18 protein-coding genes and 1 pseudogene are annotated in these 18,609 nt (G+C 48.0%); 7 read left to right on the forward strand and 12 right to left on the reverse strand.

Going from position 1 to position 18,609, the window contains the following annotated elements; translation table 11 throughout:
* Window positions 1-26 precede the first annotated feature (26 nt).
* Complete coding sequence (locus tag GNE05_RS05560) at window positions 27-1,316, reverse strand: glutamate/proton symporter GltT (protein WP_007610442.1); 1,290 nt, start codon at window positions 1,314-1,316, stop codon at window positions 27-29.
* A gap of 234 nt (window positions 1,317-1,550) precedes the next feature.
* Window positions 1,551-1,691: a protein YhfH gene (gene yhfH, locus GNE05_RS05565; RefSeq protein ID WP_012117221.1), complete on the reverse strand. Its 141-nt coding sequence runs from the start codon at window positions 1,689-1,691 to the stop codon at window positions 1,551-1,553.
* A gap of 151 nt (window positions 1,692-1,842) precedes the next feature.
* Between yhfH and GNE05_RS05570 the strand changes: the two genes are divergently transcribed.
* The 4 genes from GNE05_RS05570 to GNE05_RS05585 all read left to right on the forward strand — a co-directional run bounded on the left by GNE05_RS05570 (window position 1,843) and on the right by GNE05_RS05585 (window position 5,983).
* Window positions 1,843-2,577 carry an MBL fold metallo-hydrolase gene (locus tag GNE05_RS05570; protein ID WP_017417389.1) on the forward strand — a complete coding sequence of 245 codons (735 nt, stop codon included), beginning with the start codon at window positions 1,843-1,845 and terminating at the stop codon, window positions 2,575-2,577.
* A gap of 12 nt (window positions 2,578-2,589) precedes the next feature.
* Window positions 2,590-3,585 (forward strand): lipoate--protein ligase, encoded by a 996-nt coding sequence (gene lplJ, locus GNE05_RS05575; RefSeq protein ID WP_003155205.1) that lies wholly within the window; start codon window positions 2,590-2,592, stop codon window positions 3,583-3,585.
* An 80-nt stretch (window positions 3,586-3,665) separates the two neighbouring features.
* Window positions 3,666-4,310: an SDR family oxidoreductase gene (locus tag GNE05_RS05580; protein ID WP_032863814.1), complete on the forward strand. Its 645-nt coding sequence runs from the start codon at window positions 3,666-3,668 to the stop codon at window positions 4,308-4,310.
* Between the two features lie 131 nt (window positions 4,311-4,441).
* Entirely contained in the window at window positions 4,442-5,983 is a 1,542-nt protein-coding gene (locus tag GNE05_RS05585) for a fatty acid--CoA ligase family protein (protein WP_094295664.1), read from the forward strand.
* Between the two features lie 47 nt (window positions 5,984-6,030).
* Here the strand turns inward: GNE05_RS05585 and GNE05_RS05590 are convergent, their stop codons facing one another.
* Window positions 6,031-6,426, reverse strand: a complete 396-nt coding sequence (locus tag GNE05_RS05590) for a YhfM domain-containing protein (RefSeq protein ID WP_012117225.1) — start codon at window positions 6,424-6,426, stop codon at window positions 6,031-6,033.
* Between the two features lie 153 nt (window positions 6,427-6,579).
* Between GNE05_RS05590 and GNE05_RS05595 the strand changes: the two genes are divergently transcribed.
* Complete coding sequence (locus GNE05_RS05595) at window positions 6,580-7,830, forward strand: M48 family metallopeptidase (protein ID WP_007409200.1); 1,251 nt, start codon at window positions 6,580-6,582, stop codon at window positions 7,828-7,830.
* A gap of 45 nt (window positions 7,831-7,875) precedes the next feature.
* Here GNE05_RS05595 and GNE05_RS05600 read toward each other — a convergent pair whose 3' ends face one another.
* Window positions 7,876-9,024, reverse strand: a complete 1,149-nt coding sequence (locus GNE05_RS05600; RefSeq protein ID WP_061862038.1) for a S8 family peptidase — start codon at window positions 9,022-9,024, stop codon at window positions 7,876-7,878.
* A gap of 489 nt (window positions 9,025-9,513) precedes the next feature.
* On the opposite strand from GNE05_RS05600, the gene GNE05_RS05610 reads away from it, so the two are divergent.
* Window positions 9,514-10,392 (forward strand): ABC transporter substrate-binding protein, encoded by an 879-nt coding sequence (locus tag GNE05_RS05610; protein WP_095060906.1) that lies wholly within the window; start codon window positions 9,514-9,516, stop codon window positions 10,390-10,392.
* Window positions 10,393-10,407: 15 nt separating this feature from the next.
* Here GNE05_RS05610 and GNE05_RS05615 read toward each other — a convergent pair whose 3' ends face one another.
* The 7 genes and pseudogenes from GNE05_RS05615 to GNE05_RS05640 form a co-directional block, all read right to left on the reverse strand.
* Window positions 10,408-10,983, reverse strand: coding sequence for a histidine phosphatase family protein (locus GNE05_RS05615; RefSeq protein ID WP_007610462.1), 576 nt, complete (start codon window positions 10,981-10,983; stop codon window positions 10,408-10,410).
* Between the two features lie 50 nt (window positions 10,984-11,033).
* Window positions 11,034-12,125, reverse strand: coding sequence for an acetyl-CoA C-acyltransferase (locus tag GNE05_RS05620; protein WP_160182538.1), 1,092 nt, complete (start codon window positions 12,123-12,125; stop codon window positions 11,034-11,036).
* Entirely contained in the window at window positions 12,113-13,549 is a 1,437-nt protein-coding gene (locus GNE05_RS05625; RefSeq protein ID WP_160182539.1) for an acyl-CoA synthetase, read from the reverse strand. The genes GNE05_RS05620 and GNE05_RS05625 overlap by 13 nt, the downstream gene beginning before the upstream one ends.
* A gap of 11 nt (window positions 13,550-13,560) precedes the next feature.
* On the reverse strand, window positions 13,561-14,118 hold the full coding sequence (locus tag GNE05_RS05630; RefSeq protein WP_003155185.1) for a biotin transporter BioY: 558 nt from the start codon (window positions 14,116-14,118) through the stop codon (window positions 13,561-13,563).
* Window positions 14,119-14,248: 130 nt separating this feature from the next.
* Window positions 14,249-14,764, reverse strand: a complete 516-nt coding sequence (locus tag GNE05_RS21510) for a methyl-accepting chemotaxis protein (RefSeq protein WP_375167588.1) — start codon at window positions 14,762-14,764, stop codon at window positions 14,249-14,251.
* 243 nt (window positions 14,765-15,007) lie between these two features.
* Window positions 15,008-15,667 (reverse strand): annotated as a pseudogene (locus GNE05_RS21515) (protoglobin domain-containing protein); the annotation flags it as partial.
* Window positions 15,664-17,187 (reverse strand): FAD-dependent oxidoreductase, encoded by a 1,524-nt coding sequence (locus tag GNE05_RS05640; protein ID WP_160182541.1) that lies wholly within the window; start codon window positions 17,185-17,187, stop codon window positions 15,664-15,666. The gene GNE05_RS05640 and the pseudogene GNE05_RS21515, both read right to left, overlap by 4 nt.
* Before the next feature lie 124 nt (window positions 17,188-17,311).
* On the opposite strand from GNE05_RS05640, the gene GNE05_RS05645 reads away from it, so the two are divergent.
* The gene (locus GNE05_RS05645) at window positions 17,312-18,169 is read left to right on the forward strand and encodes an SDR family oxidoreductase (protein ID WP_015239527.1); all 858 of its coding nucleotides are present in this window, start codon (window positions 17,312-17,314) and stop codon (window positions 18,167-18,169) included.
* Window positions 18,170-18,199: 30 nt separating this feature from the next.
* Here GNE05_RS05645 and GNE05_RS05650 read toward each other — a convergent pair whose 3' ends face one another.
* Entirely contained in the window at window positions 18,200-18,433 is a 234-nt protein-coding gene (locus GNE05_RS05650) for an IDEAL domain-containing protein (RefSeq protein WP_007610478.1), read from the reverse strand.
* Window positions 18,434-18,609 lie beyond the last annotated feature (176 nt).

An 18,609-nucleotide genomic window follows, 5' to 3' on the forward strand; every position in this document is an offset into this window, starting at 1 on the left:
CGGAAATCATTCCGTGCAGGGTTTTTTTAACCTGAGATGGTTGTGTTTTGTTCTGTTTTGGCGAGGCTCATGACCTTCGCGCCTTTAACGGGATCATACTGGCCTTCCCATTTTGACATCACAACGGATGCCAGCGCGTTTCCGGTCAGATTGACGACCGTACGGGCCATGTCCATAATCCGGTCAACACCGGCGATGAATGCAAGGCCTTCTGCAGGAACGCCGATTGTGCCGAGTGTCGCAAGCAGGACGACGAAAGAAGTCCCGGGCACGGCAGCCATTCCTTTGGAAGTGACCATCAAGACAAGCACAAGGGTAATCTGCTGCCAAATGGTCAAGTCAATGTGGTATACCTGAGCGAGGAATAAAGCGGCGATTGATTGGTACAGCACAGATCCGTCTAAGTTAAAGGTATATCCGATCGGCACAACAAAGGAAACAATACCTTTCGGACAGCCGATTTTCTCCATCTTCTCCATGATGCGGGGGAGTACGGTTTCGGAGCTTGACGTACTGAACGCCAATAAAATTTCATCCTTCATATAGGCGAGGAATTTGAAAATGTTTAAACCGGCAAGCTTTCCGACGATTCCGAATACAACAATGAGAAAGAAAGCCAAAGCTACATATACTAAACCGACCAGTTTACCGAGTGAAAGCAGGGAACTGAGCCCAAATTTGGAAACGGTAACACCAATCAACGCAAAAACACCAAACGGCGCAACTTTCATGACCAGGTTCACAACATGGAACATCGCATGAGAAACACCTTCAAAGAAGGCCAAGACAGGCTTTCCTTTTTCACCGATTGCCGAGATGCCGAGTGCAAACAGCACGGTAAAGCAGATGATGGCAAGCAGATCTCCTTCGGCCAATGATTGGAAGAAGTTTGTCGGTACGATATGCAGGAATGTGTCCGCAACGGATTTGCCGCTTTGTTCTTTTTCTGTTTCAACATATTGACTGATATCTGTCTTTTGAGCTTCATGTATATTAACGCCTGCCCCCGGCTGAAACAGATTCGCCAAAGCCAGCCCGAGAATAATGGCAAAAGTAGTAATGATCTCAAAATACAAAATCGTTCTGAAGCCTAATTTTCCGACTTGTTTTCCGCTTCCCGCGCCGGCAACGCCGATGATTAAGCTGGAGACGACAATTGGAATCACTATCATTTTGATTAAGCGTAAAAACAAATCGCCGATAGGCTGTAAATATGTTGGAATGGCGGGATTGCCGTACCAGATGACACCGACTACAACCCCTAGTATGAGTCCGACGAAAATTTGCGTCGCTAGTCCAAAGCGTAATTTTTTCATAGATTACCTCCCGAAGAAAAAAGTGCAATAAGTATCTAAAAAGATAGCTATTAGAACAAATTATAATAGAAAAGAAAACAATCCGTCTATAGAAAAATATAGATTGAAAATACTGAATATTTTAAAACGTACAGATAATTGCTAATAATGGTGAATAACGCCCTATTCAGAAAGTATGATGAGGGCCGAAAAAAACGGGCGCCGCACAACTTAGAATTGTGCGGCGCCCTATTGTCACATATCCTTAATTTTCAAGCAGTCATTGCACAAATTAATGTGACACTCATACTGCTCAACAATCTCATTTCCGCATTCTTCGCATTTCTTACCGGGTAAATTTCTGAAAAAATCCGACATCTTTTCCAACATACCCATCCCTCTTTCATTGTTTTGTCTTTACATTGTATTATAACAGTTTGAGAAAATCAACGGCTGTTTTGGCACAATGTTTAAAACATGCAATTTGTACGAAAAATAGGTATATTGGAGGAAAGGAACTTTTTATCATAAACATTCGGAGGATTATATGAAAGTTACAGTTATTGGATGCTGCGGCGGGTTTCCGGCCGCAAACGAAGCAACTTCAGGCTATCTGTTTCAGTCCGGCGGCTATTCTCTGCTCGTCGATTGCGGAAGCGCCGTATTATCAAAGCTGTTTGCCTATGTTCCGGCAGAAGAGCTTGATGCCGTCATTTTGTCCCATTATCATCATGATCACATCGCTGATATCGGGCCGCTTCAATTTGCCAAACAGGTCGGCTCCTTTCTCGGAAAAGGGACGCATGCACTGCCGATTTACGGGCATGATGCTGATATAGAACAGTTTGAGCGTCTTACATATAAAACGCATACAAAAGGAGTGGCCTATCAGCCGGACCGCCCGCTTTCTGCCGGGCCGTTCACCATTACCTTTCTGAAAACGGTGCATCCGGTCACTTGTTATGCGATGCGGATTACTGACGGTTCAGCTTCTGTTGTGTATACGGCTGATTCAAGCTACCAGGACGCGTTTATCCCGTTTGCGGAAAATGCCGATCTGCTGATCTGTGAGTGCAATTTTTACGCAGACCAGGACGGCACGTCAGCCGGCCATATGAACAGTTTGGAAGCCGGACGTATCGCGAAGGAGGCCGGAGCGGGGGAGCTGATTCTCACGCATCTGCCTCATTTCGGCGAGCACCGGAAGCTGAAAGAAGAAGCGGAATCCGTGTTCGGGGGCGAAGTGACAATCGCCGCTTCCGGATTGAAGTGGGAGAAATAAAGGAGGAGCACCATGTTATTTATCGACAATCAAAACATAACCGACCCGAGGATCAACCTCGCGATCGAGGAATATTGCGTGAAGCATCTCGACCCTGAACAGACATACCTGCTGTTTTATGTCAATCAGCCGTCGATTATCATCGGGAAGAACCAAAACACAATAGAAGAAATCAATACGAAATACGTAGAAGATAACGGAATCATCGTCGTCCGCAGGCTATCAGGAGGCGGTGCGGTTTACCATGACCTCGGGAATCTGAATTTCAGTTTTATCACCAAGGATGACGGCGACAGCTTTCACAATTTTAAAAAATTCACCGAACCCGTTATTCAAGCGCTGCGCCAGCTCGGTGTGGAAGCTGAATTAAGCGGCCGAAACGACATCGTCGCGGACGGCAGAAAAATTTCCGGCAACGCTCAATTTTCGACGAAAGGGCGTATTTTCAGCCACGGAACATTAATGCTGGATTCCGCCATTGATCATGTTGTATCAGCCTTGAAAGTGAAAAAGGACAAAATCGAATCAAAAGGCATTAAGTCAATCAGAAGCCGTGTCGCCAACATCAGCGAGTTTCTTGATGACAAAATGACGGCGGACGAATTCAAAAAGCACCTGCTTCACCATATTTTTAATACAAATGATCTTTCCGAAGTGCCGGAATATAAACTGACCGATGAAGACTGGAAAGCGATCCGGAAGATTTCCGAAGAGCGCTATCAAAACTGGGACTGGAATTTCGGCAGGTCGCCCGCATTTAATCTTCAGCATTCGAAACGTTATCCGGTCGGATCGATTGATCTGCGTCTTGAAGTGAAAAAAGGAATCATTCAGGACTGCAAAATTTTCGGTGATTTCTTCGGTGCGAAAGATGTGAGTGAAGTCGAACAGGCACTGACCGGAAAACAGTATGACCGAACCGCTATCAGGGAAGCGCTGGCCGGAATCGATCTGAAACAGTATTTCGGCAAAATAGAGCTGGAAGATTTCCTCGAGCTGATTTATTAGAGCATTTGCCGAACGCATGATTTGAATCAGCGCCCGTTTTTGTGAAATGATAGAACCATAATGAATAGGGAGGGATCATGATGAAAGTATTTCTCATCGGAGCAAACGGACAGATCGGACAGCGGCTGACCGGGCTGTTTCAAAAAGACGGCACGCATACGCTGCGGGCGATGGTCCGGAAACAAGAGCAGAAAGAAGCGCTTCAAGCCGCGGGAACAGAAGCCGTTCTTGCAGATTTGGAAGGAAGCCCGGAAGACATCGCGAAAGCCGCCGAAGGCTGTGACGCGATTGTGTTTACCGCCGGATCAGGAGGAAGCACCGGATACGATAAGACGCTTTTGATTGATCTTGATGGAGCGGCGAAAGCGGTAGAAGCGGCAAAGAAAGCCGGCATCAAGCGGTTCATTATGGTAAGCGCCCTTCAGGCTCATAACCGCGGCAATTGGAATGAAGCGCTGAAGCCGTATTACGCCGCAAAGCATTATGCGGATAAAATTCTTGAAGCGAGCGGTCTGACGTATACGATTATCCGGCCGGGCGGGTTATTAAATGATCCCGGCACGGGAAATATCAAAGCCGCGGCCGATTTAGAAAGAGGCTCCATTTCAAGAGACGATGTCGCCAAGACCGTTATCGCATCCCTTGATGAACCGAATACGTATGAAAAAGCATTCGATCTGACGGCGGGCGGCACGCCGGTCAGTGAAGCGCTGAAACAATTATAGTTTCCGGTTTTACGGCACTCGGGGCTTTTTGCCCTTGAGTGTTTTTCTATATTTTTCTATAATAAAAGTGAACGTTTATTCCGGACAAATGAATGACTATTCATTCATTACATTTTTAAAGGGGTGGGAAAATGAATCTGGTTTCCAAATTGGAAGAAACGGCATCGCAGAAACCGGAAAAACCAGCTTGTCTGTTTCAAGATCAGTACATGACGTATGAGGAGCTGGCAGGTAAAATCAAAGCATTTGCAAACGGCTTGGAGGACAGGGGACTGAAAAAAGGGGATCATCTCGCGCTGCTGCTCGGAAATACGCCTGACTTTGTTATTGCGTTTTTCGGCGCGTTAAAAGCGGGAATTGTCGTCATACCTGTTAATCCGGCATATACACCTTCAGAAATCGCATACATGCTGAAAAACGGCGATGTCAAAGCGATCGCCGGCATCGATCTATTAATTCCCGTATTTGAAAGCCTGCACGGCTCGCTGCCGCTGCTGGAGCATATCATTATCAGCCAGACAGCAGAGAACGCTCCATCGACAGAAGACCCTCAATTGCGCTTAAAAATGACAACGTTTACAAAAATGCTTCGCCCGGCGGAGCGCAGCAGAACTTATCCGACATTGTCAAAAGATGATACTGCCGTCATTTTATACACCTCAGGGACGACCGGAAAACCGAAAGGCGCCATGCTCACCCATCAGAATCTTTTCTCCAATGCAAATGATGTCGCCGGATACTTAGGAATGAATGAGAAAGACAAAATTGTGGCGGCATTGCCGATGTTTCACGTTTTTTGTTTAACCGTTTGTATGAATGCGCCTCTGATGAGCGGAGCGTGTGTCTTAATCGAGCCGCAATTCAGCCCGGCTTCTGTGTTTAAACTGATTAAAAGCCGTCAGGCAACCATTTTTGCCGGCGTTCCGACGATGTATAACTATCTGTATCAATACGAGCACGGCAAGGCGGAGGATTTTGCGTCCGTCAGACTGTGCATTTCAGGCGGCGCCTCCATGCCGGTCGCTCTGTTGCAGACGTTTGAACAAACCTTTGACGTCACCATTCTGGAGGGGTACGGACTTTCTGAAGCGTCGCCGGTTACTTGTTTTAATCCGTTTGACCGGGGGAGAAAGCCCGGCTCGATCGGGACGAATATTTTACATGTCGAAAATAAAGTCGTCGATACACTCGGACGCGAATTGCCCGACCATCAAGTGGGAGAATTGATCGTGAAAGGGCCGAATGTGATGAAAGGCTATTACAAGATGCCCGAGGAGACGGAGCACGCGCTGAAAGACGGCTGGCTGTACACGGGTGATTTGGCGAAGCGCGACGAAGACGGTTATTTTTATATCGTCGACAGAAAAAAAGATATGATTCTCGTCGGCGGATACAACGTCTATCCGCGCGAAGTAGAAGAAGTGCTCTACAGCCATGAGGGCATTAAAGAAGCCGTGGTCATCGGCGTTCCTGACGCCAAAACGGGGGAAGCGGTGCATGCTTATATAGTGCCTGGGGACGGTGAGCTGACAGAGCAGGCGGTTTTTGATTACTGTGAAACACATTTGGCAAAATATAAACGGCCGGCGGAAGTGGTTTTTCTTGAGGAAATTCCGAAGAATGCGACCGGGAAGCTGCTGAGGCGGGCGGTCCGGGACATGCTTCCGAAATGACGGACGAAAAGCGAAGCCGGGGGCTTCGCTTTTACATGCTGATCCGGTCAGCTCTGCGATTCTTCCTTAATGATGCTTTGTACAAGCTTCGTATCATGCCGGGTCAGTTTGTAATACGTGTTTTTATACTTGTACAGCATATAATTGCCGCCTTCGAGCCACATGCTGAATGAATCGAAACGGTCTTCATGGTATTTGACCGTTCCGTCGTAATCGGGAGATACGCTTTTGGTCAGTTTGACTTGTTTTCCTTGGTTCAAGATATCGAGCATATCTTTTACATTCTGCCTGTCTTTAATTTTGATCTCTTTTTTTCCGTGCTCAGACAGAATAATCAGATCTGCGTTGCTTGATGGAAACACATCGCCGGTCCGGCTGTATACATAGAAGAAAGCAATAACCAAAAGGGCGATTACTACAATAAACGCGATTATTTTTTTCATATTCATCACTCCGTCTTTTAGTCTTTCCCGCTTCCTGTTGTTCCATTCTTTTCTGTTGTGAAAAGATTAACATCCGTTTGGAGGCTTGGTTCTATTTATTTGCATTTATGCTTACAATAGGAGTAAGTCATAAGGCTAAGGAGGGAGACTTCCATGCGCAAATGGATAGCGGCAGCGGGACTTGCCTATGTGCTGTACGGCCTTTTTTTCTATTGGTATTTCTTTATGACAGGAGACTCCGCCGTCCCGGAGGCCGTAAAGGGAACGAAAGCCGATCCGTCCTCGTTTATGGACCCGGGCCGCCTGGCAGCCGCTGAAAACTTTTCAAATGTAAAGGATTTTTTATTTTTCATCGGAGCGCCGTTAGATTGGTTTTTATTTTTTCTGCTGCTCATTACGGGGCTTGCCAAAAAAATAAAGCATTGGCTGGAAGCAGCGGTGCGCTTTCGGGTGCTGCAAATCGTAAGCTTCGTATTTGTGATTTCACTCATCGTTACGGCGGCTTCGCTTCCGCTTGAGTGGATCGGATATCGGGTTTCGCTTGCGTATCATATTTCGACGCAGACAACAGCAAGCTGGATAAGAGACCATGTCATTGATTTCTGGATCAGCTTTCCGCTGTTTGCCGTGTGTGTGCTTGTGTTTTACTGGCTGATCACAAAGCATACAAAAAAATGGTGGTTTTACGCTTGGTGTCTTACTGTGCCGTTTACCCTGTTTTTGTTTTTCCTGCAGCCGGTCGTGATTGATCCTTTATACAATGATTTCTATCCGCTGAAAGACAAGGAGCTGGAAAGCAAAATTTTGTCGCTTGCCGACAAGGCCGACATTCCGGCCAGCCATGTTTATGAAGTAAATATGTCGGAGAAAACGAATGCGCTGAATGCGTATGTGACGGGGATCGGTTCGAATAAGCGAATCGTTTTGTGGGATACGACGCTTAACAAACTGAAGGATCGGGAAATTTTGTTCATTATGGGGCATGAGATGGGGCACTATGTGATGAAGCACGTGTACATCGGACTGGCCGGGTATCTGCTGCTGTCATTAGCCGGGTTCTATATCATTGACAAGCTTTATAAGCGGCTGTCCAAATTCTTCGGCCGAATGCTTCATATAAAGGGGCCTGAAGATCTGGCCGCCCTCCCGCTGTTATTGCTGCTCATATCCGTTCTCAGTTTTGCTTCTGATCCGATTACGAATGCCGTCTCCCGGTATCAGGAAAACGCCGCCGACCGCTACGGCATCGAGCTGACCGGAAACCGGGAAGCTGCGATTGAGACGTTTCAGGATTTGGCCGATACGGGACTGAGCCGGGTCAACCCGCCGTTTCTCGTCAAAATTTTCAGAGGGAGCCACCCGTCGATCATGGAGCGGATTGAACATGCGGAGGAAGAAAAATAATAAAAAAACCGGCGGGGCCATGGCCGACGCCGGTTTTTTTATGTTTTACTGAGCTGCCGCCTGTACGTTGATCAGCCCTTTTCCGTAGTAGAAAGCATCACCAAGTTTTGTAGTGGTGTTTTCTAAACTGCTGCGGACTTGAGTGTTTGTCCAGTTCGGGTGCTTAGAAAGAATCAAAGCAGCCGCTCCGGCAACGTGCGGAGATGCCATTGACGTACCATTGTACGCGCCGTATTTGTTTCCAGGAAGCGTGCTTTGGATAGAGACGCCTGGTGCCATGACATCAAGCTCAGAACCTACGCTTGAGAAAGATGCTCTTTGGTTGCTGCTGTTAACAGCGCCTACCGCAATGACAGAAGGGTATTTACCAGGATAGCCCACTGTGCTTGAGCCGCCGGAAGTGCCTTCGTTACCGGCTGCCGCAACGACTACGATGCCGGAAGCAACGGCTTTGTCAACTGCCGCTTTTAACGCTGCAGAACCAGAAGGTCCGCCGAGGCTCATGTTAATAACGTCCATATTGTTTGCGATCGCCCACTCAATTCCGTTAATGATCCAGCTGTACTGGCCGGAACCGTCAGCGCCGAGAACTTTTACAGCGTAAAGAGATGCGCTTGGCGCAACGCCTAATACACCGACTGAGTTATTAAGAGCCGCAACTGTACCGGCAACGTGAGTTCCGTGAGAGTTGTTGTCTTGGAAAGGATTTGTTTCAGAAGGAACCATGCTGGCTCCGCCTGCTACCTTTAAATCAGGATGAGAAGAATCGATACCGCTGTCGATAACCGCTACTTTAACATTTGATCCGGTGAAGCCTTGAGAGTGCAGAGCAGGGGCTTTAATCTGTGATACGCCGTAAGGCACGGACTGCGCGTACGCCTGTGCAACGTGATCTTCTTCAACGTAAGCGACGCTAGGGTCTTTTTTCAGCTCTTTTACAGCTTTTTCATTTAATGTAGCTGAAGCTGCGTCTACATATTTGAATTGCTTTTGCACTTTCCCGCCTTTTTCAGAAATGACATCTTTTTTCTTAGCGGCGCTCATCGTGCTCATTGTCTGTTTAAATCCGACAATGTATTTCTTTTCCCCGTTTGATTTCCCTGCCGCCTGGGCAGGAGACGTGCTGCCGAACGCCATCGTAAAGATTAACGCTAAAGCAAACAGCAAACTGATCCATACCTTTTTGCCTCTCACTCTTTATCCTCTCCTTTTTTTCATTTGCAGAACAACCAATAGACAGATTATTCTGTGGATTAATTGTATAGCATGGAATAATATTTTAGTAGACCCAATTTTTTTCAGTTTGTTTTATTTCTATTTAGGTATATCATCTCTCTTTCGTTTAATAGGAACCCGAAATATTTAAATTTTAATGGAAAAAACCGATGGAAGGACATGAGTATTTGTACACAGCCGCGATCGCTCTCTTGTTTGCTGGGTCGAACGGTTTGATTCCATTTTTAGAAGCTGCGGCAAAAACAGGATAAATGTCACCTTTTGTTGAATGCAGAAGTCTGATGGAAACGAAAGCGGAATGAAATAAAGCGGCCGGCATGAATCAGTCTTCGGCTTTCTTGACGGAGAAAAGCTGTGAAACCATTTTATAAAAATAATGATAATGAATATCATTGATACTTATATTGTCAATGATATAATTGCGGAAAAATGAAAGAGGGGGAACAGATGAAACCAATTTTCAGTATGCTGATGATCTTATCCGTTCTCTTCATAACGGCATGTTCAGAACAGGAACATGAAACCGCCGTCAGGCACGATCTGGGGACGGCGCATGTGGCTGCGCACCCGCATCGCGTCGCCGTATTGAATGATGGCTTTATTGATACCCTCCATGATCTCGGCATAAAGCCGGCGGCCGCGGCGGATGACCGGAAAGAGCGAAACGACGGCAGTCCGTCCGTCGGGCTCCCGTCACATCCCGATTTGAAAAAGATCACTTCGTTAAAACCCGATCTCATCATTGCAGACTCAAGCCTTCACAAGGGGATCTACCATAAACTGACGAAGATCGCTCCGACAATCGCTTTACAAAATGAAGCTGCGGATTATCAGGATGCGGTTGACGCTGCCCTTACTATTGAAAAGGCGGTCGGTAAAGATGGCATCATAGAGAAACAATTGTCGGCCCAGGAAGAAAAGCTGAATGACATCAAAAGAAAGCTGGATGCAGAAGGCGGCACGATTTTATTAATTGACGCTGCAAATGACAGCATTTCCGTAAAGGATGACCGGTTTTTCACGTCCCGGCTTTTGACGCTCGCAGGGTTTACATATGCGGTCCAGACGGATTCCGGCGGGAAATCAGACTCTATCAAAATGACGCCCGGGCAGCTTTTGCATATCGATCCTGATTACATCGTACTGTTGGACGGTGAGAAAGAACTCGAAAAAAATCACCTTTGGAAACAGCTGACAGCCGTAAAAAACGGACACGTTTACCGCGCGGACAGGGCGGTATGGACGGAGCGCCGGAGCATTGACGGTGCGGACGCCATATTACATGATCTGCAGAAAAAAATGCTCGCTAAAAAGGCCCAAAACTGAATTCGGGCCTTTTTGTTATGATTCTGATAGGTGGCTGCTTACATTGTAATCTTTGACGCGCCACTTATTTTCAATTCGTTCGATATTGCTCAGGCACGCATTGACAAGCTTTGCGTTTTGTATGTCGGTATCACCGTCAGAAATGGCGGACAAGAGGGCGTGAATGGCTGCGCCGTGAGCGACGATCAGTACTTTTTGCTCAGGAAACCGCTCCTGAACTTTCACTAAACCGGCAAGCATTCTGTCTGTCAGCTCTTCTGCGGTCTCCATGTTCGGGTAGTTTTTATCCGGGTAGCGCTTCGACCGTTCCGGTAAAGACATTCCTTCCGCATCACCGTAGCTCCGTTCTCTGAAATCTTCCATGACGACAATGGGAAGATTCAAAAACCCGTTAATAATGTCAGCCGTTTTTCTGGCCCGTTTCATCGGGCTTGAGACGATGACATCCCATTCAGACCCCTTTAAGTACTCTCCTGTTTCTTTCGCCTGACGCTCTCCCGTCGCATTTAACGGAATATCCGATTTGCCTTGAAGCTTCTTTTGGGCATTCCAATCAGTCTCTCCATGTCTTACTAAACAAACGGCAGTCATAAAGTCTCCACTCCGATCATTTTTTATCGATATCATCTATTATACTGCCGTTACGTTAACACTTCAAAGAGAAGCGCCAGTCCGACTCCGCCTCCGCTGCCGATCGCTGCTGCTGCGTAGCGGGCATCCGGGCGTCTTTTTGCTTCATAAAAAAGCCGGGTGACAAGCGCCGCCCCGGAAGCCCCGTACGGATGCCCTACGGCCAGAGCGCCGCCCCGGACATTTATTTTAGAATACGGCACTTGAAGCTGCTGTGAAAAAACGCATATTTTGACGGCAAACGCCTCGTTGATTTCGTATATATCAATATCATCGGGTGACAGATCCCGCTCCTTCAAAAGCTTTTTAACGGCATACACCGGAGCTGCTGACGGATAATGCGGATGGACGCCGCTTACCGCGCTTCCGATAAAACGCAATCCCGGCTTTAAACCGAGAGACCGCGCTTTTTGTTCTTCCATCACACAAACTGCCGCCGCCCCGTCAGAAATTCCGCAGCTGTTGGCGGCGGTGACAGACCCTCCGGACTGAAAGACGGGTTTGGCGCGGGTGATGAGAGGCTCCATGTTCCGCTTTTTCAGCATGTTTTCGTCAGCGGCGAATCCGTGGCAGGGAAGGATTTCCCGGCGGTACAAGCCGTCTTCGTGCGCCTTGACGCTCCGTTCATAGCTGAGAAGGGCATATTCATCCTGCATCTTTCTCGTTACGCCGTAAGCCTGTGCCGTATACTCGGCTGCTATGCCCATATCAGGATCGCCGATGTGTTCAGGAGAAAAGCGCGCCCGGGATGAGAAAGGGGAACGGCTGCTGCTCTCCGCTCCTCCCGCGATGTATGTGCTCCCCGCGCCGGCTTTAACAAAGTGGCACGCGACCCTCACGGCGTCCAATCCGGAGCCGCACTGCCTGTCGATGGTCGTACCGGACACGCTCAAAGGAAGCCCGGCGGCCAAGGCTGACAGCCGGGCGAGATTCCCGCCGCGGCCCGTCGCGTTTCCGATCAGGACTTCATCAATGTCTTCGGGGATGTTCCGGCTCAAATGGCGGATCAGCGGAGCTGCCAAATCTTCTGGGAGACAGTCTTTTAACAGGCCGTTTTCCCGGGCGAAAATTGTCCGTTTCGCATCCGTAATTACAGCTTCCATTCCATCATGTCCTTTGCCTGCTTTTGTACGGCGGCACGGGCGATCTTTCCGCCGGCCGTTTCCGGTATGTCTGAAAACAGCCACTTTTTCGGGATTTTATATGCCGCCAGCTGCTCGCGGCACTGTTTCTTCAGTTCCTTTACATTTGCATGTCCGTCGATCACCGCAACGGCGATGCTGCCCCAATAATCATCAGGAATGCCGATGACGGCCGCTTTTCTGACGCCCGGACAGCGGTTGAGCACACGTTCTATCTCTTCAGGGAATACATTCAGGCCGCCTGATACGATCATCCCGTTTTCACGTCCTTCGATATAAAGATAGCCTTCACGATCGATATATCCCATGTCATCAACCGTCATCCAGCCGGAATCATCAGGTTTTGCGCCATTGATGTATCCGGAAAATTTCATCGGGCTGTTCACAAAAATCTTCCCCGTTTCGCCCGGCATGCAGCGTTCTCCGCCGGGCCGGCGGATTTCGATTGTAACATTTTCAAACGGGCGGCCCGCCGCGTCAGGCTTTCGGGCGCTGTCTTCAGGCGATAAGAACGCCACGAAACTCAGCTCAGACGTTCCGTAAAAATCGTACAACCGCAAATGGGGATAGCGCTCTGACAGCGCTTGTTTAGACGAAGCGGGCCAGTCTGCACCGGAAGAAATCACCTTGAGCGGTGTATCCGGAAACGCCTCTAGTGAGAGCAGGGCGTCCGTCATTGTCGGAACGGTATATAGAACGTCAGCTTGTCTGAGCCGGTCTTTCATTCCGGCCGGATTGAATTTTCTTTGAAGGATGACGGTTCCGCCGATAAACAAAGTGCTGACGGCGCCGTATAAAAAGTGTGACGAGCGAAGCGTGCCCGGTACCAGCACTTTGTCATCAGGGGAAATGCCGAATTCACGTTTCGTACAAGAAAAGCTCTCCAGCCACGAACGGTGAGAGCGGATGAAGGCTTTCGGCTTACCGGTCGATCCCGAGGTGAATCCGGTATAAAAGGGCAGGCCGTCGTTTTTGATAAAAGCGCCTTCCGTTTTTTCCGCCTCGATCAAAGGCCTGCATTCATCCCACAGGATGACAGGCGTTTTGACGCCGTCCAGTCTGCCGCTCAGCCGGCGGTCACAGATGACGAGGCCGGTTTTGCTGATGTGCAGCTGGTCCGCGAGTTCCGCCGCTGCCGAGCGGGGATCTAACGGAACCGCCGTGCAGCCGGCATGCGCCGCGCCTGCGAAAAGTTGTAAAAATGGGATGCCGTTCGGCAGTAATATTGCAATGTTTTCCGGCTTACCTGAAAGGCTGCCAAGCCAGTTTGCGGTTTGGTTTACCAGCCTGTTCCAAGTTTGATAGTTGATCTGTTCTGTTTCTGTCTGAATTGCGATCTGTTCCGGCGCTTGTCCGGCTGTATCTGAATATGATGATGTAATCATGATGACTAAAATCAGCTTCCTTTCGTCGGCAAAAGCCGGCTTGCTTGAAGAGTTTTTCTGATTCTTACGGCTGCGAATGAGGCTGCGGCCGCTTTAAGCAGATCTCCGGGCACATAGATGAGGCTGAGCTTTACGGCAGTCAAGATATCAATGTGCATCATAAAAGCCTGAACGGGAATGCCGATGACATACAAAAACAGCACGCCGAACAAGAACTGTCTGATAAACAAATGGGGGACAGCAGCTGAGCGAAGGCCTTGGATGCTGAGGCTCAGCAGTAATGCCGCCAGCGGATATGCGATGAGATATCCGGCGCTCGGCCCGAAAAAAACCCCGAACCCGCCTCTGCCGCCTGAAAGGAGAGGCGCTCCGCATGCCACAATCAGCAAAAACAGCAATTGGCTTAAAAACGCCGCTTTCGGTTTTAGGATGCTTCCCGATAAGAGCACTCCGATCGTCTGGAGCGTAATCGGAACCGGCGTAAAGGATAAGAAAAGCGGCGGGAGCAGCCCCAAAAGTCCCATAATGGCGGTAAACACGGCAATATGCATCATTTCTGTCAATTTCATTATGTATTCCTCCAGCTTATCAAAATATGTTTATACAATAAAGCGAGTCTTTATATATGTCAACTATATTATATTTTAAGTTAACATTAAAAAGACCGGCCCTTTATGAAAAAGGCCGGTCGGTTTATCTTTATTCTTCTGTAAGGATAACAAGTGAATCAACGGATGATGCAACGTGGGAAACGGCGCGGCTGACTTCTTGAAGGCCGCCGAGAAAGGCCTGCAAATCAACGTCGATTTTGCCTGTCTGGTCTTTGCTCGTTTTCATGCTTTGGACGATGTCATCAAACAGACGGTTGATCTGCGCCATTTTTTCTTTCGTTTCACTTACAAGTCCGTTTACATCTTTGATATGTTTGGACACGATGTTGATTTGTGTATTGGTATTGTTCACGAGCTCTGATACGGTGGAAACGGTTTTTTTCGTATCCTCTGAAAGCTTTCTTACCTCCGTCGCCACAACGGCGAACCCTTTGCCGTGCTCACCGGCTCTCGCAGATTCTATTGAAGCGTTGAGTGACAGGAGATTCGTTTGCTCGGCGATCCCCGTCACGATGCCGAAGATTTTTTCGATCTGCTGGGCGATGTCATTCAGCTTGTCCATTTCTTCTTCGATCTGCAGAAGACTGGTGTCGATTTTATTCATCTGCTTCTGCTGGCTTTCAAGCTCTTTTTTCCCGCCGATTGATTTTTCTTCGACATGTACGGAAGTGACGGTGCCGGCTTTTGACGCCTCGGAAATGCCCTCGGATTTATCGACCAGCTCCTGCACGGCTCTGCTCGTTTCTGAAAACAAATCAGCGAGTGATCCGGATGTTTCCTGGATTTTTTGATGAAGACGGGCTTTCTTTTCCTCTTGTTCGTCACGCTGGCAGTTATATTCAGTCTGGAATGCTTCAAGGACGAGCTGCTGTTCAAGATTCAATATTTTCGTCGTCGCTTTGATCGCTTTTAAAAGCTCATGCAAATCCGGAATGGTTGCTTCATATATGTTCATCATCGACAGAAGCAGATCCTGAAACGCTCCCATATACCATTTCGGTTCAAGGCCGATCCGCAAGTGGATGGAAGCGATGCGCTGTCTTTTTTCAATGAATTCATCATCAATCGTGCCGGCAAACATCTCATGGATATGACGCCGTAATGTTTTTTTCAGGCGCTCGACCGTGCTGTGGTCGTTAATGATCGTCATTAATGATTTTTCGTGATCCAGATTTCGGTAAAAGGAATCGACGATTGTTGAGATATGTTCTTTAATTAACGGCTGCAGCTCTTCAAGCACATGAAGTTCTTCGTTTCCAAGCCTGACCATTTTCAGCTGTTTTTGGACATCTGCATATTGATTTGAAAGCGCGATGCGTTTTTTTCCATCGGCTTCCGAAAAATAAGCTGTTTCTTTTTTGCGGTCTTTTTTAAATAACAATATAAGTTCCCCCAGATATTCTCTTTTTCTTTTTATCGGTATGGAAGGAACTTGAATGAAGGCATCTGATAAAAATATTTTATTGCGAAAAAAAATAAAACCATTCGTACAGAATGGTTTAGTCAATCTTGGCTGAGGCGCTTCAGCGGCTTGATGGCGGGACCTTCGGCAACCCCGCCGTCAGGTGTGAACCGGGACCCGTGACAAGGACAGTCCCACGTCCGTTCGCCGTCATTCCATTCGACCTCACAGCCCAAATGGGTGCATGTCGTATCGACAAGATGCAGACAGCCTTTTTCATCTTTATAGGCGCCGGCCCGTTTGCCGTTTACCGTTACGATTTTTCCCTCCCCGGGCCGAAGAGTCTCAGGTGAAGCGTCCGGCCTCTCAAGTTTGCCCGAGATAAGGTGTTTGGCCACGTCGGCATTATAGGAAATCAGTTTTTTCAGTCCCGGATCTGCGTGGAAGCGTGACGGAATAAACAGGCCGGAAAACGGGTTCTTTTTGTTTTGAATATGATCAGCCAAAAGCTTCGCGGCGAGCGCTGAGCTTGTCATGCCCCATTTTTTAAAACCGGTCGCCGCCAAAATATGTTCTTCATCGCCTGAGATGGGACCGATGAACGGAATTTTGTCAATGGTGACAAGGTCTTGTGCAGACCAATGATATGGGATGCTTTCAACTCCGATTGTGTCTTCCGCAAATTGTTTCAGCGCTTCGTAATGCTCGGACATTTCTTTTCCCTGGCCTGTTTTGTGGCTTTCGCCGCCGACAAGCACCAGTTTTTCACCGTTCAAATCGGTGTATCGCAGTGATCTGGACGGCTTGTCTATGCTGAGATACATCCCGTCCGGATACGCTTGTTTCGGTTTTACCGCGAGTACGTAGGATCTGCTGGCATACATTCTGGCGGCGTAAAGCCCGCCTCCGTCATAAAAAGGAAAGTGGGAAGAGCAGACAATATAGCTGCACTTGATGCCGTGTCTGTTTTTCGTGACCACTTCCGGCTGCGGTTCTTTTTTTATGTCGATCGCAGCCGTCTGTTCAAAAATCCGCGCCCCGTTTTTAACGATCTCTTTGACGAGCGCCGCGCCATATAAAAGCGGATGGAATTGCGCCTGATTCTTCATGGCGAGGCCGAGCCTGCAATCAACGGGGACGGGAAGTTCTTTCACAAGCTCGTGTTCAATACCGAGCTTGGTATAAGCTTCCTGCTCACTGCGGATTTTTTTGACGCCTGATTCTGTATTGGTGTAAAGATATGCGTCTTGTTCAATCAGTCTGCAGTCAATCGAAAGGTCCTTGATGATCTGCTTCATGTCTTCCATGGCGCGGAGATGGGCTTCGAAATACAGCCTTGCGCTGGTCAGGCCGATCTGCTGAATAAGATCGGCATAGATGAAATCATGCTGGGCGGTAATTTTTGCGGTCGTGCCCGCGGTCGTCCCGTTTAAAATCCGGTCTGCTTCAATGACAGCGACACGGAAACCTCTTTTCGTCAGTTCGTATGCCGTTGTCAGGCCCGTAATTCCTCCGCCGATAACCGCAACGTCACATTCCGTATCTTCAGTGAGGGCGGGAAAGGAAGGAATGCCAGCTGTTGCTTTCCAATAGGAAGCCGGTTCCTCGTTTGAAAAAGTAGTCAATTCAGATTTACCTCCTCTGTTGTATATTCTTAATTTTTCCAATAAGACTCTATTCATACATGAAATTCGTATAAGATGCTCAAATTACTCATAATATAGTAATTAATGTAAAGGAGTGATCAAAATGGCTAACCAGAAGAAGAAAACCTTGCCGCCGCAGCATCAAAACCGGCAGCCGGGCTTTGAATATGTAATGGACCCGCGCCCCGTTTTTGACAAACCGAAAGCGGCGAAAAAACTTGAAGGGAAAACGGCGGTCATCACGGGCGGAGACAGCGGGATCGGCCGCGCCGTATCCGTTTTATTCGCGAAGGAAGGCGCTAATGTGGTCATCGTTTACTTTGATGAGCATCAGGATGCCGAAGAGACGAAGCAATATGTAGAAAAAGAGGGGGCGAAGTGTCTGCTGATCGCAGGGGATGTCGGCGACGAAGCCTTTTGCAACGATGTCATCCGCCAGGCGGGCCAAGCCTTTCCTTCCATTGACATCCTGGTCAACAACGCGGGTGAGCAGCACGTGCAGCCGGGGATTGAGAAAATCACGAGCCACCAGCTCATCAGAACGTTTCAGACGAATATTTTTTCAATGTTTTACTTAACGAAAGCCGCGCTCCCTCACCTGAAAAAAGGAAGTTCAATCATTAATACGGCCTCCATTACCGCCTATAAAGGCCACAAAACATTGATTGACTATTCAGCGACAAAAGGGGCGATCGTCACGTTTACAAGATCTCTTTCCCAATCTCTTGTCACTCAGGGCATCAGGGTAAACGCAGTGGCGCCGGGGCCGATCTGGACGCCGCTGATCCCGGCGAGCTTCTCGGCGAAGGAAGTGGAAGTCTTCGGCTCAGACGTGCCGATGCAGCGTCCGGGAGAGCCTGTTGAAGTGGCGCCGAGCTATTTGTACCTAGCAAGCGATGATTCTTCCTATGTCACGGGACAGACGATTCATGTGAACGGCGGCACCATCGTAAACGGATAATGTAAAAAAAGCCAATCCATATGGATTGGCTTATTCACTCTGTTTGAGTGCGGCATATTCTTTTGAAAGCGTGAGGAACGCTTCTTTATTTTTATCATCAAGCGCCTTATTAATCTGCATTGTCAGCATGGCGATCCGGCGTTTATACAAGGATTCATCAAGCACCATTTGAATGTAAATATCGGCCATTGTCACATCGAATTCGTTTGCTTTTTGCGTGTTGCGGGACTTCATGAGCTCAGTGTACGACTTTTTCTCTTTCATAAAGAATCCCCCCAATGCCTTTTTTATAGTATATGGATAACGGCCGGAAAAATCAATTAATTTTTATAATCTTTAGACAACTAATACTTGGAAATATATCGACATATCCTGCAAATTGACGAAAAAACGAAAATTAGCATTGTATAAATGAGGTGAAATGAAAAAGAAAAATAATA

Source organism: Bacillus sp. AM1(2019) (assembly GCF_009906915.1).
Lineage (GTDB): Bacteria > Bacillota > Bacilli > Bacillales > Bacillaceae > Bacillus > Bacillus velezensis.

What these genes read in the sequence shown, in the direction of transcription:
- GNE05_RS05560 (WP_007610442.1), bottom strand. Translation starts at nt 1,316, where the DNA reads ATGAAAAAATTACGCTTTGGACTAGCGACGCAAATTTTCGTCGGACTC.
- yhfH (WP_012117221.1), bottom strand. Translation starts at nt 1,691, where the DNA reads ATGGGTATGTTGGAAAAGATGTCGGATTTTTTCAGAAATTTACCCGGT.
- GNE05_RS05570 (WP_017417389.1), top strand. Translation starts at nt 1,843, where the DNA reads ATGAAAGTTACAGTTATTGGATGCTGCGGCGGGTTTCCGGCCGCAAAC.
- lplJ (WP_003155205.1), top strand. Translation starts at nt 2,590, where the DNA reads ATGTTATTTATCGACAATCAAAACATAACCGACCCGAGGATCAACCTC.
- GNE05_RS05580 (WP_032863814.1), top strand. Translation starts at nt 3,666, where the DNA reads ATGAAAGTATTTCTCATCGGAGCAAACGGACAGATCGGACAGCGGCTG.
- GNE05_RS05585 (WP_094295664.1), top strand. Translation starts at nt 4,442, where the DNA reads ATGAATCTGGTTTCCAAATTGGAAGAAACGGCATCGCAGAAACCGGAA.
- GNE05_RS05590 (WP_012117225.1), bottom strand. Translation starts at nt 6,426, where the DNA reads ATGAAAAAAATAATCGCGTTTATTGTAGTAATCGCCCTTTTGGTTATT.
- GNE05_RS05595 (WP_007409200.1), top strand. Translation starts at nt 6,580, where the DNA reads ATGCGCAAATGGATAGCGGCAGCGGGACTTGCCTATGTGCTGTACGGC.
- GNE05_RS05610 (WP_095060906.1), top strand. Translation starts at nt 9,514, where the DNA reads ATGAAACCAATTTTCAGTATGCTGATGATCTTATCCGTTCTCTTCATA.
- GNE05_RS05615 (WP_007610462.1), bottom strand. Translation starts at nt 10,983, where the DNA reads ATGACTGCCGTTTGTTTAGTAAGACATGGAGAGACTGATTGGAATGCC.
- GNE05_RS05620 (WP_160182538.1), bottom strand. Translation starts at nt 12,125, where the DNA reads ATGGAAGCTGTAATTACGGATGCGAAACGGACAATTTTCGCCCGGGAA.
- GNE05_RS05625 (WP_160182539.1), bottom strand. Translation starts at nt 13,549, where the DNA reads ATGATTACATCATCATATTCAGATACAGCCGGACAAGCGCCGGAACAG.
- GNE05_RS05630 (WP_003155185.1), bottom strand. Translation starts at nt 14,118, where the DNA reads ATGAAATTGACAGAAATGATGCATATTGCCGTGTTTACCGCCATTATG.
- GNE05_RS21510 (WP_375167588.1), bottom strand. Translation starts at nt 14,764, where the DNA reads ATGAATAAAATCGACACCAGTCTTCTGCAGATCGAAGAAGAAATGGAC.
- GNE05_RS05645 (WP_015239527.1), top strand. Translation starts at nt 17,312, where the DNA reads ATGGCTAACCAGAAGAAGAAAACCTTGCCGCCGCAGCATCAAAACCGG.
- GNE05_RS05650 (WP_007610478.1), bottom strand. Translation starts at nt 18,433, where the DNA reads ATGAAAGAGAAAAAGTCGTACACTGAGCTCATGAAGTCCCGCAACACG.